This is a genomic window from Basilea psittacipulmonis DSM 24701 (assembly GCF_000743945.1).
Taxonomy (GTDB): Bacteria; Pseudomonadota; Gammaproteobacteria; order Burkholderiales; family Burkholderiaceae_B; genus Basilea; species Basilea psittacipulmonis.
In genome coordinates this window covers 1,296,237-1,310,058 of record NZ_CP009238.1, presented here as the reverse complement: position 1 = coordinate 1,310,058, position 13,822 = coordinate 1,296,237, and the positions used below count along the sequence as shown (strand labels likewise).

General features: G+C 39.4%; 9 protein-coding genes. 6 read left to right on the top strand and 3 right to left on the bottom strand.

Annotated features, from left to right (window positions below):
- Positions 1–105 precede the first annotated feature (105 nt).
- The gene (gene xseA / locus IX83_RS05690) at positions 106–1,815 is read left to right on the top strand and encodes an exodeoxyribonuclease VII large subunit (protein WP_051919377.1); all 1,710 of its coding nucleotides are present in this window, start codon (positions 106–108) and stop codon (positions 1,813–1,815) included.
- 226 nt (positions 1,816–2,041) lie between these two features.
- Here the strand turns inward: xseA and IX83_RS05685 are convergent, their stop codons facing one another.
- Complete coding sequence (locus IX83_RS05685; protein ID WP_158074701.1) at positions 2,042–3,124, bottom strand: glycosyl hydrolase family 28 protein; 1,083 nt, start codon at positions 3,122–3,124, stop codon at positions 2,042–2,044.
- 282 nt (positions 3,125–3,406) lie between these two features.
- Between IX83_RS05685 and IX83_RS05680 the strand changes: the two genes are divergently transcribed.
- Positions 3,407–4,606 carry a phosphoglycerate kinase gene (locus tag IX83_RS05680; RefSeq protein ID WP_038500129.1) on the top strand — a complete coding sequence of 400 codons (1,200 nt, stop codon included), beginning with the start codon at positions 3,407–3,409 and terminating at the stop codon, positions 4,604–4,606.
- Entirely contained in the window at positions 4,603–5,406 is an 804-nt protein-coding gene (locus tag IX83_RS05675) for a nitrilase-related carbon-nitrogen hydrolase (protein WP_038500126.1), read from the top strand. The genes IX83_RS05680 and IX83_RS05675 overlap by 4 nt, the downstream gene beginning before the upstream one ends.
- Positions 5,407–5,682: 276 nt before the next feature.
- On the opposite strand, the gene IX83_RS05670 is transcribed toward IX83_RS05675, so the two are convergent.
- The gene (locus tag IX83_RS05670) at positions 5,683–7,863 is read right to left on the bottom strand and encodes a fused MFS/spermidine synthase (RefSeq protein WP_143244800.1); all 2,181 of its coding nucleotides are present in this window, start codon (positions 7,861–7,863) and stop codon (positions 5,683–5,685) included.
- A 254-nt stretch (positions 7,864–8,117) separates the two neighbouring features.
- On the bottom strand, positions 8,118–9,344 hold the full coding sequence (locus tag IX83_RS05665) for an MFS transporter (protein WP_051919371.1): 1,227 nt from the start codon (positions 9,342–9,344) through the stop codon (positions 8,118–8,120).
- A 272-nt stretch (positions 9,345–9,616) separates the two neighbouring features.
- Between IX83_RS05665 and IX83_RS05660 the strand changes: the two genes are divergently transcribed.
- The 3 genes from IX83_RS05660 to IX83_RS05650 all read left to right on the top strand — a co-directional run bounded on the left by IX83_RS05660 (position 9,617) and on the right by IX83_RS05650 (position 13,818).
- Complete coding sequence (locus IX83_RS05660; protein WP_038500124.1) at positions 9,617–10,972, top strand: imelysin family protein; 1,356 nt, start codon at positions 9,617–9,619, stop codon at positions 10,970–10,972.
- 318 nt (positions 10,973–11,290) lie between these two features.
- On the top strand, positions 11,291–12,787 hold the full coding sequence (locus IX83_RS05655; RefSeq protein WP_077315865.1) for a di-heme oxidoredictase family protein: 1,497 nt from the start codon (positions 11,291–11,293) through the stop codon (positions 12,785–12,787).
- A complete protein-coding gene (locus IX83_RS05650; protein WP_038500121.1) occupies positions 12,784–13,818 on the top strand; it encodes an imelysin family protein in 1,035 nt (344 codons plus the stop codon). The genes IX83_RS05655 and IX83_RS05650 overlap by 4 nt, the downstream gene beginning before the upstream one ends.
- Positions 13,819–13,822: the final 4 nt, after the last annotated feature.

Here is a 13,822-nt window from a genome sequence, read left to right as displayed (position 1 = left end):
TTGAACCGACATTCAAAAAATCGCATCATCCCTCGTTTTGATACGGTGATTTGTATATAATGATGATTGCATATTGAAATTTGATGGATTCAATGGTCTGAGAGTATGAGCGTCAAAGTATTAAGCGTATCAGAATTTAACAAAATGGTCTCTTTTGATTTGTCTGAACGTTATGGTGTGGTTCGGATAAGAGGGGAGATTTCAAAGCATGTTAAAGCAGCTTCTGGGCATGTCTATTTCACCTTGAAAGATAACGATGGTTCGATTAATGCGGTGATGTTTTCAGGTTCAGCGTCCAGTTTAAACTTCGAGATGAAAACAGGTATGTTGGTAGAAGTGATTGCTCGAGCCAATATATTTGTGCCACGCGGCGAATTTCAAATTATTGTCAGTTATATGACCTTGGCGGGTGAGGGTGATTTAGAACTGGCTTTTAAACGTTTAGTATTGGCGTTGCAAGATGAGGGCTTATTTGATCCATTACACAAAAAAAATATTCCTACTTATCCTCAGACGATTGGGTTAATTACATCTAGCGAAGCAGCGGCTTTTCATGATGTGGTCACGACATTGAGACGACGTTCGCCTTTTGTCAAAATTATTTTATATCCCTCATTGGTTCAAGGAAAGACAGCAGCAGTAAGTCTGAGACAGGCTTTGCAACAGGCTGTAGAAAGAAATGAGGTAGATGTTCTTTTGATTGTTAGAGGCGGAGGATCGCGAGAAGATTTGTGGTGTTTTAATGACCCCGATTTGGCAAGAGATATTTTTCATTGCCCGATTCCTATCATTAGTGGGGTAGGACATGAGGTGGACACCACGATTTGTGATTATGTGGCCGATATGAGAGCGGCGACCCCTACTGCCGCAGCGGAGTTGGCTTGTCCGTCGAATGAACATATTATCCAGCGTTTAAACCACGCTAAACTGCATTTAAATTATTTCTTTGAAACTCAGTTTGAAGAAAAAGAAACCACGTTTAAAGATTTATCTACTCGATTGAATCAATACATCTTGTATAAGATTCATGAAAATATGATTCGTGTCGATAAAGCAAGAGCGGGCTTGCGTTCGCCTGATCATATTTTGTTATTACAAAAACAAAAGTTAAATGAACATCTGTCTCGCTTGCATCATGCTCAGGCAAATCGGTTAACTGAATATGCTCATCGAGTTTCATATTTGCCGACTCGCATGGATGCTTCTGTTGATAAACGTTTGCAAGGACTAAGTTATCATTTAAGTTCGTTAACGTCGAGATTAGTGACTCCAGAGCGACAGTTTGATATAGCAAGAACAAGGTATCAAAACCTAGAAAGTCGCCTGAAACAGGCCATGGATCAAAGGCTTCAGATGATGGCTTATCAGTTGCAAACATTGAAAAATCAATTAGTCACGCCAGAACATCGAATCAATATGGCGACTTCAAAGTATCAGAATTTGATGACTCGTTTGGTGCTTTATTCGGAAAATATTTTGTTTCAAGCTTCGCAAGATATTGGGGATACACGATCAACGTTGCATCATTTAATGGAGGAAAAATTAAAAAACAAAGAAACTCAAGTTCAATACTTATTATTTAAGTTAACGCAGTCTCAAAAAGAACACTACCAAAAAATAAAAGATCGTTATGAACCGTTGAAACATCGATTAAGCAATCTTAATCCTAAAGCGATTCTGGAACGTGGTTATGCCATTGTGTTGGATGAGGATAAGGCGATTAGAAATGCTAAAGATGTGAAAAAAGGCCAATCGTTGACGGTGATGTTAGGTAAAGGTAGCTTGGATGTGGATGTAAAAGCTGTTCATAAGTAACTTGTTTCCTTGATACCAATCGAACAGCGTTGAACCATACAAACCCATCTTTGCTTATTCGTGTGAACCAGTCAGTTGTTGAACGAACAGCGTTGAGCCATACAAACCCATCCTTGCTTATTCACGTGTAATAGCCAGTTGTTGAACGAACAGCATTGAGCCATACAAGCACATCATTGCTTATTCATGTGTACCAGCCAGTTTTACACGTATTAAATGAAAAGCCTTATCTTCTGTAGGTGACATTAGTTTCTTTGAGGTGAATTTTTTGTCGAATGGTCTTATAAGGCCCAATAATCTCGCCATCACTCATATAAATGGTCGGAGGTTTTATCGCATTGATGCCATTGTAAATAAGGTTAGTCAAGCCGTAAATCGTAAAGTGATTAAAGGAAATATTTTGAATGTCAGGTTCTGTCGTTCCTTTTGGATTGTTGCCAAAACTGGTATCGATGCGAATGGCGTGAGTTGTTTCGTTAAACAAAGTATGGTTAATCTGAAAATCGGAAAATTTGCCTCCCATTTTCATATTGCTGACCAACCAAACACCGTTAGTAGCTTTGTGAAAATTAGCCTGTTCAACTAGAACGTGAGCAATGGAACCAAGATAATTGGGGGCAAACAACAATCCTCGTCCCTCATACAATTTTAAATTTTTAAGCTCAATGTATTCCGTTTTTTCATGCGGCAGAGTGGTGGTAACCAGAACATGGGCCCCGCCTGTACGAATGTTTAAATTATTAGCATTAATGTGGTGCGAGGCGGTAATTGAAATACCATTTGTTCGATTTAAAGAGGTGAATGTTTGAATGGTAATGTCTTTAATCCGTATGTTTGCACTTTTGTTCACTTCAATATGCGTGTCTGCAGATTGAGTTAAATTGAGTCCTTGTATCAATGCATTGGTGCTATTTTCAACGTCAATAAGGTTGGGAAAATCAACATAACGTTTTTGTGCAGTCGCTTTTTGATTCACTTCCCACGCCGTGCGTCGATTGGATTGATAGCTTTCATCGCCATTACCATATATGACACCTTCACCAATAATACCGTTGTTTTTGGTGTTTTTTAGATTGAAAATAGCATGACATGTTTTTTTGGCGGTTGATGTGATCGAACCGCAAGTTTCTTGGTCTTTATTAAACAAAGCAAGGTTCTGAATAGGCTTGACCGTTACATTTTTATCAATCCACAAATAGCGAGAACTGGGAATAAAAATCGGGCCTGTGTAAATGCTATTGCTGGTAATGGCAGGCGATATTTTTACGGCATAGTTTGCGGGACAGCGGTTTAAAGCATTTTGAATCATAGAGGTGGCTTCTTGATCATTGGCAATAACCGTGATGCAAACAGGGGGGACGTTTGCATAAAAAAGAGAATGACTCCCCAGATTAATGTTGGTGTTTGCTAAAGAAAACGAACAGAGCCCATAATTCAATAACAAAAAGGTCAAGGTTTTTAGATGCTTCATGTTAGATAGTGACACAAGATTTTTTTGCTTATTCTCTCATATATCATGCTTTAATTGTGATTTATTTAGCCCAGAAACAGAATACATCGTTTAAAATGAGCGGGTGACCAAAAAAGGAGTATGACCGTGGTTAAAACATTAACTGAACTTGCGAAAGCAAATGCTTTGAAAGACAAAAAAGTTTTTATTCGTTCTGATTTAAATGTCCCTTTTGATGACAAAGGAAATATCACGGAGGATACTCGTATACGAGCGTCTTTGCCAGCGATTGAGTTAGCTTTGCAAGCAGGGGCAGCCGTGATGGTTACCTCTCATTTGGGTCGTCCTACAGAAGGTGTATTGACCGAAAAAGACAGCTTATTGCCTGTAGCAAAGCGTATGTCTGATTTATTAGGTAAAGAAGTTCGTTTGGTTCAGCATTGGGTAGAAAACGGCGTGTCTGTTAAACCTGGCGAAGTCGTGCTGTTGGAAAACTGTCGTGTGAATGTCGGTGAGAAAAAAGATAATGATGAGCTTGCCCAGAAAATGGCCTCACTGTGTGATATTTATGTTAATGATGCTTTTGGAACGGCCCATCGTGCTGAAGCGACAACACATGGTATGGCCAAATATGCCAAAATCGCGTGTGCAGGTCCTTTGTTAGAAGCAGAACTTCAAGCATTGGACAAAGTATTGAAGCATCCTGCACGTCCACTTGTGGCGATTGTGGCAGGTTCTAAAGTTTCTACTAAATTAAGTATTTTGAAGTCTTTGGCTCAAAAGGTTGACCAGCTTATTGTTGGTGGCGGGATTGCCAATACGTTTATGTTAGCAATGGGCCTGCCAGTGGGTAAATCCTTGGTTGAGGTGGAACAAGTACAAGAAGCCAAAGATATTATTGAGTTGATGAAAAGTAGAGGAGCTCAAGTGCCTATCCCAACGGATGTGGTGGTGGCAGATCAGTTTGCAGCGACGGCCAAAGCGACGATTAAGTCTGCACAAGAGGTTGATAGCGATGATATGATTTTGGATATTGGTCCAGAAACCGCTCGCACATTGGCTGGTATTATTGATCAAGCAGGTACAGTTGTTTGGAACGGTCCCGTGGGTGTATTTGAGTTTGATGCTTTTGCACAAGGCACTCAGGTGTTGGCTAACGCAATCGCTAACTCGAAAGCCTTTTCTATTGCTGGAGGTGGCGATACGTTGGCAGCCATTGCAAAATTTAATATTGCCGATAAGATGGGCTATATTTCAACTGGGGGTGGTGCTTTTCTTGAGTTTTTGGAAGGTAAAGTATTGCCAGCAGTTGCGGCATTGGAAGCGAGAACGGATTCATGAAATCGCTAAATCGCTTAAAGGTAGCCGTGGGCCAGTTTGCTTCGGGCTATGATTTAGATGCGAATTGGTCTCACATTGAGCGTCTGGTAAATGAGGCTTCAGAACAGGCCGTCCGTTTGTTGGTGTTGCCTGAGGCTTGTCAAGTTTCATTTGCCAGTAAAGATGTCGCTGAAATAGCCGAACATTATACGCCTGTCTTTCTTGAGCGATTAAGACAATTAGTTATTAAAAATAATATTTATTTGGTTGCAGGCATCGTGGCATTACCTGAAAACCGTGCTGATCATCGTGTTTGCAACCAATTAGTCGTGTTTAATGCTGATGGGGAGTTAATGGTTCGATATAACAAAATCCATCCCTACGATGCGTTTAGTTATAAAGAATCCGATCGCATTTGCTCGGGACACCCAGATCAGATCGGTATCTTTGATATAGGCGATTTTCGTTTTGGTTTGATTAATTGTTATGATTTAAGATTTCCAGAACTGGCTCGTCGATTAATTGATAAAGGCGTGAATGTATTGTCCGTGAGTGCTGCTTGGATTGCTGGACAAAATAAAGAGGCTCATTGGGAAATATTAAATCGTGCCAGAGCGATTGAAAATACGGCTTATGTACTGGCTAGCGGACAGTCACCAAAACGATCTTGTGGGCATAGTATGATTATTGATCCGATGGGCAATATCTTGTCAGGGGTTGGAAATGATGGGCTTGGAATGGCTGTTGCTGAGCTCGATTATCAAAAGATAATTTCTATTCGACAAGAAAATCCATGTTTAGAAAATCGAAAAATTAAATAAGCCGTTCTTATCACGAGATCGTGAATAACATTTCTTAAAACAATTCGTGATGATGTTTTTCAACACTCGTTAAAAAACGTTTTTTGAGTGATGACTTTAAAACGTACTAAATAAGCCGTTCTTTAAGAGTCATTTTAGAGTTATTAAAAAAATAAATTTAAACATACAATCAATCCCCTTTATACAAGCGGTTTTCGGACGTATATTAAAATAAGGTGAACAGATGATGCTTGAATATCTGTGGACACGCTTGATTAAACTGCTGTTTACGCATAGTTACTTTTGAACTTGGTTCCACAATCCATATTTAAACTCGGTCAACATATTATTATCCGTGATGATTTCACCTTGGTTAAACGGTTTAGTAATAGGTTTAAAGGTAATGGATTTAATCTGTTTAATGGCTTGAGGTAGTTCAACAGGCGTAAATACGTTTTGTCCATTTTGCCACTGTAAACGTGCTAAACGTTCGCTTAAAACCTCATCACTGGGGAAATCAATAGCTTGATTGGATGCGACTACCATATTGTAGTATTGGTAAACGTGAGGAAAAACGGCTATGGCTGTATTAAATACTTCACGTGAACCCGTGCTGTTATACATCAAAATACCTTGAGGATTGAGGTGTTGATGAATCATCTCGATAAAATCAATACTCAGTAAATTCGCAGTATAAGCACGCCAATGCCAAGTAGTGTTCATCAATACCATATCAAACTTTTCTTTAGGATGTTGACGTAACCATTTTCTACCGTCATCGGTGATGATGTGTACGCGAGGATCATCAAGCAAGGGTCGAATACTGTCGTATTGGGTAATGAGATCTTGATAAGCAGAATTAATTTCAACAATGGTTATCTCTTTTGCTTCAGGCATACTAGCAAGAATTTCGGCCCATGAACCTGTGCTCAACCCAATAATCAACACTTTTTCAGGATGCGAGTGAAGCGTGGTTAGTAAATAGGCACGTTCGATACGATTAACACTGGCATCATCATGTGCATCTTTTTTAAGTAGATTAACGTTGAAGATACCATCGTAAACATTGGCCCCGAATACCACGTGTTCATCGTTATCTTGATAAATTTGGATGATGCCGTGTTTGTTTTCAATTAATTGGATCAAAGAACGATAATGTGTTTGAGACAATGAATGTAAGACTTTTTCAGGCACCCATAGTGAACCGATTAAACCCAAGCTAATTAGGATGACAGGTATGCGTAAAATAGGCGTGCTCAGTTTGATTTGACAGATTAAAAAAATGAGAACCGATAAAAGGCAGATTAACAAATAAATATGTTGAGTATGGAGATAATCTAATGCCACCATACCGATTAAAATAGGTGCTAAAGAACTTCCTAATACATTGGCAAAATAAACATTAGAAATTTGTTTGCCGTTTTTATTTTTGATGGTGCCAATATGATGAACCATAGGAAATATCAGCCCTCTAACACTTGCACTAATTAAAATCAACAATAAGGCGACTTTTGAAAAGAGTGCAGTGCCCATAAACATGTAGCTGATAATTAATAAAAGAAGGTCCAAACAACCTGATAAAAAGAAGTATTGGGCGACATCGAGTATGCTTAAATCTTTTTGTTCACAAATGCGTTTGCCAAACCATGCACCTATCGCAATGCCTATTAAAAAGATACCCAGCGTGATCGCAAAGGCTTGTGGCACTGAAAACATGGAAAAGGAAATAAGGCGAATCCAAATAACCTCTAAACCCAAACAAAGAAAACCACTGGCAAAAGATAGTAGATAAATAAGTGGTATAGATGTTTGAGTGTTGATAATGGGGTCATTCTCTTTGTTTTGAGGAATAATGGGAATATTTGTTTTTCGATACAAAAGAATGAGGCAGGCGACCCCCATAGCCAGAGAAACATTGATACTTGCAGCAAGATGAATGGTTTGTGAAAGGGTTAAATGATTAAATAAAAATAAAGAGGTGCTTAAAGAACCAAAAGCAGCACCTAGTGTATTAGTGAAATAAAGGATACCAATGGATTGGCCGATGTTTTGGAGCTTTTGATTAAAGTAACACGTCAATAATGGTAAGGTTGCTCCCATGAGAAAGGTGGGGAGAATTAAGACCAAAAAACTGAATAAAGAGACGATGATCCAATGAGATTGAGCCAGCCAGTGTCCGATATTTAATAACACGGTGTAACTGATGAATCCGCATAAGCCAATTAGTAGTTCGGTAAAGCAGAATAAATAAATGATTCGATGAGAAAAACGATCAGCGATACGTCCACCAAAAAACGCCCCAATTCCCAATCCTGCCATAAAAACAGAAATGATGACTGTAATGGACGTTAAGTCAATGCCGATATTGGCAAATAACAGTCGTTGCCAACTGACTTGATAAATAAGGGCTGAAAACCCAGAAAAGAAAAAAATGATACTTAATGCAAATAATAAAATAGAACGGTTTCTCATCATCATCTTTCAATTGTTTTTATAACAGATATTATATAGTTAATTGAACGTTTAAGTAATGATTTGAGCCAATGAGAACAAGCCTGTGGAGTCAAAAAAGCATTTTGCGGATGACAAGGATTCAGAGATTTATCCCACTCATGATGAGGATTTGTGTGGGGTGTGGGAGGGGAATGATGTTAGTAAGAACGTTCGTTAATAACGATATATCTTTGTTAAAAGAAGTGTATCATTCAGAACGTTCTTGTCAGATAAAAAAATTAGTGTTTGATCACGCGACTTTGAGGGACTTGGTGCGTATGCGGATGATAGGTCATGGTGCCGATAATCCATAATAGAAGCCCTAATACAGCCAGTCCTGCACCGACATAACCGACTATTGGGTAGAACGAACCGCCACCAAGATGAGTAATCGCGTAGCCTCCCAATAATGGCCCAATGGCATTGGCAGTATTAAAAGCACTGTGATTGAGAGCGGCGGCCATCGTTTGAGCATTGCCCGCCACATCCATTAATCGAACTTGCAAAACAGCTCCAATCCCGCCGCTTATACCGATAGCAATTGACCAAATAAAGACAAGATATATTTGGTGCACGATAAAAGGGTAAGTTACTAACCACAAAATCGCCCATAAAATAATGCCGATACCAGACCATGTTACGCTTTTATCGATAAAATGGCCCATAATCATATACCCTAAGGAGAAGCCGATACCAAATACACAATATATCCAAGGTTCTACTTCATGGGAAATATGAGTGTAATGTTGCAATACGTCTGCCATATAAGAGTAAACGGCAAACATACCACCAAAACCAACTGCCCCGCAAGCAAGTGCTAGCCAGATTTGAGTATTGCCCAATGCTTTTAGTTCTTGTTTAAGATCCGCATGTTCTTGTCGATAGTGGGTGGGAATAGAAAAGATTAAACCCATGATGCATAAAGTAGCCGTCAGGATGGCAACCATCATGAAAATACGCCAGTTAATGAAGTTGCCGACATAATTAAGCAAAGGGGCTCCAATAATGGTGGCAATCGTTAATCCTAGCAAGACCCTAGCGACGGCTTTTCCTCTATTTTCAGGGCCCATGATACCCGCAGCAACTAGGCTAGCAACCCCTAAATAAGCACCGTGTGGCAGACCTGATAAGAATCTAAAGACTAATAATAATTCGTAGTTGGGAGAAAGAATGCAGGCAATATGCGTGAGAACAAAAAAGCCCATACATGTTAATAGTGCTTTGCGTCGAGGTAAGTTAGTGAGATACAGTGATAGTAAAGGGGCCCCAATAACGACACCGATGGCATAGGCACTAATTAGATGCGTCGCCGTAGTGGTAGGAATTTGCCAGCTTTGTGCGATTTGAACAATCAAGGTCATTACTGAAAACTCTGTAATGCCTAAAGAAAACGCACCGAGGGCTAAACTAAAAATAACAAGACCGGGATATTTGACCGTAACGTTGGGAGTCGATGAAATATACATAAAATATTTTTCATTCAAAAGGGTAATTAACGATTTCTAAGTCAATTTTTAAAAAAATATGGATATAGGTAACTTAGAAAAAAGTTATTATTTTACGATAAAAAATGATTCATCTCAAAATAACTAAGTAAGTTGATGGCTCAGAAGTAGAAAAAAACATATTTATTTTGGGTAAAATAATTTGGCATAAAACTAAATAAAAATTATTTGCATTTGAGATTTAAAGTGATTATAATCATGCTGTTATGGTTTTATATTCAAAGGGAAGATCCATGAAAACGATGAAAAAATTAACGCTTGCAATGGCGATTGGTTGGGCGACATTTGGAGGTGTGGCCCATGCGGAGTTGACAGCTGAACAAACAAAAAACGCAGAAACTTTTTTAAATACTTATGCGGCATTGGCCTACGCGAACTATCACGATAGTTTAGAAGATGCGAAAAAATTAAAAGTGGCGATTGATGCGTTTGCGGCGAATCCAACAGAAGACACATACCAGAAAGCTCGTCAAGCATGGTTAGTGGCTCGCGAATCGTACGGCCAGTCAGAAATTTTCCGTTTGTCTCAAGGTCCTATTGATGCAGAAGAGGGATGGGTGGCTGAAAAATACGGTAATCTGGAAGGGCAGATTAATGCGTGGCCATTAGATGAAAACATGATTGATTATACGGTGGATGCGGATGGTCAGCTAACAGGCCATAATATCATCCAAAGTAAAGGCGACTATACGCCAGGTGGTGAGAAGCCTACTGCCGTTAATATCGATAAGATTACGCCTGAAGTCTTGACTGAATTGAATGAAAATGGCGGTGAAGCAAACGTTGCCTCAGGTTACCACGCGATCGAGTTTTTGTTGTGGGGTCAAGACCAAGACTATGCTAATTTTGTAGAAGATAAAGTGACGCATGGTGCAACGGTTGCGGGACAACGTCCTTTAAGCGATTTTACAACAGATAAATTTGCCGCTCGCCGTTTAGAATATTTGAAAGCGGCTGCGAATAAATTAGTCGATGACTTGACTTTGGTAACCAGTGCATGGGATCCGAAAACAGGTGAATATCGTGCGGCGTTGACTCACCAATTAAAAGGTGATGATGCGAAGAAAAACATTCCTTACGAAGAGTCATTGCGTAATATTTTCATTGGAATGGGTCAGTTTGTTAAGTCAGAATTGGCGAATGAACGTATTGCTGTGGCCGTCTTGACTCCTAGTGAAGAAGATGAGCATTCATGCTTTTCTGATAACACTCACCGTGATATTGATGCAAACTTCCAAGGGTTTGTGAACGTCTTCCGTGGTACGTATCAAGGTAAGAAATACGGTGCTTCGTTAGAATCTGTCTTGCCGACAGCAGATGCTCAAGCCATCGATAAAATGATTGAATCTGCCCAAAAACGTATCGCGAAAATTGACAAATTGGCGAAAACAACGATGCACTTTGACTATCAGATTCATCCTGAAAATCGTGCAGAACGTCAGAATATCGTGAGTTTGAAGAATGAATTGCGTCGTATTGGTGACCAAATGGTGGTTGTCGCTAAAAATTACGGTGTTAGTTTAACCACTCAAGACGTGACTGATTCAGAAGAAAATCGTAGTTACGAAGAAAATGGCTCAAAAGGCTAAATGTACAAAGGGGCGATGGCCCCTTTTTTGATGGTATTGATCCCATCAAAATGATTTAAAAATCACCGATCATCGGGTAGTTAAAAGTAAACGGACCTAGATGTGAATGATGGGGAACGTGAACATTAAACGAATGAATGATGAGATGAGTTTAGTCGTTATCACCGATCATCGGGTGGTTAAAAGTAAACGTACCTAGATGTGAATGATGGGAAACGTGAACATTAAACGAAATGAATGATGTGGTGAGTTTAGTCGTCATGACGGATCATCGGGTGGTTAAAGGCTAGGTTGGGTAAGTTGAGCGACTGGTGGGGAATGATGAAAGCATTAAATAGATGGTTTTGGGTTGTTTTAAATGGTTCATTTTTTTGTGTGGCGAATGCTCATATCGTTAGTACCACGCCAGATCACCAGATAGTTGAGAATAAGTCGGTTGCTGGCAATATAGCTCAAAAGCATATTGAACATGTAAAGGATGCTCAAGATTCTCGTCAAAACATCGTCCACACAGATGAGAAAACAGTTTTTACATCACAAAATCAAGGCTTATTTGAATCGCGTGCCAATTTGCCGTCACATCGTCCAGTGGCTGATATTAGCGATGAGCAGCTCGATTCTTTTATGTTGGGGAAGTCGTTTTTTTCAAAACCGTGGGTGTTGGCACCGACCGCGACAACGGCAAGAGATGGCTTAGGCCCTTTGTTTAATGCGAATTCCTGTACATCTTGTCATGCAGTTAATCGTTTAAAAGCAGATTTGTTTACCCCGACATCAGGTATTAATCGGGCCTTAGTGTTTAAGTTGTCAATGCCTAAACAACATTCGCAACGTCCTATGGAAGAGGCAACGGTTTATGATCCGATTTATGGTGGACAAATTGCTATCAATGGTAGTGTGGAAGTGCCTTTTGAGATGGAAACAAAAATCAAATGGCAAACACATGAAGAAAAGTTGGCAGATGGCACGATCGTTGTGCTTAAAAAGCCTATTGCAGAAGTTGATCATTTAAATTATGGTCCTTTGAATAAAGATAGTGTTATCAGTATTCGTTTTTCGCCTTTATTGGTGGGGCAAGGATTGCTGGCACAAATCGCTGAAAAGGATATTTTAAGTCATGCCGATCCCGACGATCGTGATCAAGATGGGATAAGCGGTCGAGTCAATTGGGTATATAATCCTTTGACGCGGACAAAAGAGTTAGGGCGATTTGGGTATAAAGCGAGTGCTGCAAATATTGCAATGCAAACGGCTCATGCAGCTGCCAATGATATGGGTTTAACTAATTCATATTATCCAGAAGAATTATGTACTTCGTATCAACAAGCTTGTTTGAATGCTCCTAAATCAGCACAAACTCCTGAGGGTAATCTTGATTTACCTGATAATCGATTGCAGGCGATTGCAAATTATTTGTTATATATGAAATCTCCTGCTAATATTGCTTTGCAAGGTAAAGGGTATGCTTTGTTTAAATCACTTAAATGTGCATCTTGTCACACACCCGAACAAAAAACGGTGACAGGACTCGTGTTTCAGCCTTTTACGGATGTGTTGTTGCATGATATGGGGGACGCTTTGTCTGATGGACGCTTTGAGTTTGAGGCTACGGACCGAGAGTTTCGCACAACACCTTTGTGGGGCTTGGGGGCCAAAGTGATGGCAGGTATCCCTTTGTTGCATGATGCACGAGCAAAAACAATGACGGAAGCGATTATGTGGCATGGCGGTGAAGCCTTGTACTCGAAAGAAAAATTTCAGCAATTAAATGCAAGTGATCGCCAAGCTTTATTAGAATTTTTGGAGTCTTTATGAAAAACGGTGGGTTAAAAAAAATATTAATGGGTATGGCTGTCCTAGTCGTTATTGGCGTATTGGTGTTTGTAAAAGACCCTGAAGCCCAAAAACAAGAAACGATGGATTCGATTTATGATCATATTTTGTTACCTTATGCTCAACAAGCAGTAGATTCCTGTACAGAGTTTAATGAGGTTTTAAAACACACGCAAGCAGGTTCCAGAGAGGCGAATCTGACTGCATCATTTAAACAGCTCGTGTTGTCGTGGAAAAAAGTCCAAGGTAGTTATATCTTGGGAGAATACAATGATGATATGAAAGATACGCCTGTTTTTATTGATAACTTTCATGTGGGTAAGGGGGATTTATTTGCACAGCTTGAACGTATTGTAAATAGCGATAAACCTGCTTCTTCAGCCTTGTATAAAACATCTTACCAAACGATTAATGCCTTGGAATATTTTTTATTTTCCCAAGATGAAGTATCTGAGCGACAGTTAGAATTGGCTCGTTTTGTCACAGAAAACGTTTGTTTCCAACTACAAAACATTTATCAGGCTTACCAAGAGTTTCACCCCCAGATTATTAGTGATCCTAAATTGATGTTGACCAATTTTATGGATAAGTTATCAAACTTGACGTTTCAGATTAAAGATTGGCGAATAGGGGATGTGATGGGGTACACCTTGAAATATAAAGATACAGGTGCGTCATACAATCGTTCTGAGTACCCTTATAGCCATTTAAGTAGTCAGGCAATGCAAGCTTTGTTTGAGGTGCAAGAAGCGTTGATATTAGAACAAGATTATCTAAATTTGGGTGATTTAATTGAATTGTCGGGAGCCACCAAACAGCTGGAAACGACGCGTGATTTATTAAAACAAGCAACTCAAGATGTTTTTGTTTTAAGTGATGATGATTTGCAAACACCGAACGAAAAGGTCAAAAAAGCTTATGATAGCGTTAATAATCTTCAAAAAGATTATTACAATGTGCTGATTCCCGCTTTGGATGTCTCTCAAAAAATCTTAGAGGCAGATGGGGATTAATCAA

Excerpts from the sequence above, each read along its gene's own strand:
- xseA (WP_051919377.1), top strand. The coding sequence starts at position 106 with ATGAGCGTCAAAGTATTAAGCGTATCAGAATTTAACAAAATGGTCTCT.
- IX83_RS05685 (WP_158074701.1), bottom strand. The coding sequence starts at position 3,124 with ATGATTCAAAATGCTTTAAACCGCTGTCCCGCAAACTATGCCGTAAAA.
- IX83_RS05680 (WP_038500129.1), top strand. The coding sequence starts at position 3,407 with ATGACCGTGGTTAAAACATTAACTGAACTTGCGAAAGCAAATGCTTTG.
- IX83_RS05675 (WP_038500126.1), top strand. The coding sequence starts at position 4,603 with ATGAAATCGCTAAATCGCTTAAAGGTAGCCGTGGGCCAGTTTGCTTCG.
- IX83_RS05670 (WP_143244800.1), bottom strand. The coding sequence starts at position 7,863 with ATGATGATGAGAAACCGTTCTATTTTATTATTTGCATTAAGTATCATT.
- IX83_RS05665 (WP_051919371.1), bottom strand. The coding sequence starts at position 9,344 with ATGTATATTTCATCGACTCCCAACGTTACGGTCAAATATCCCGGTCTT.
- IX83_RS05660 (WP_038500124.1), top strand. The coding sequence starts at position 9,617 with ATGAAAACGATGAAAAAATTAACGCTTGCAATGGCGATTGGTTGGGCG.
- IX83_RS05655 (WP_077315865.1), top strand. The coding sequence starts at position 11,291 with ATGATGAAAGCATTAAATAGATGGTTTTGGGTTGTTTTAAATGGTTCA.
- IX83_RS05650 (WP_038500121.1), top strand. The coding sequence starts at position 12,784 with ATGAAAAACGGTGGGTTAAAAAAAATATTAATGGGTATGGCTGTCCTA.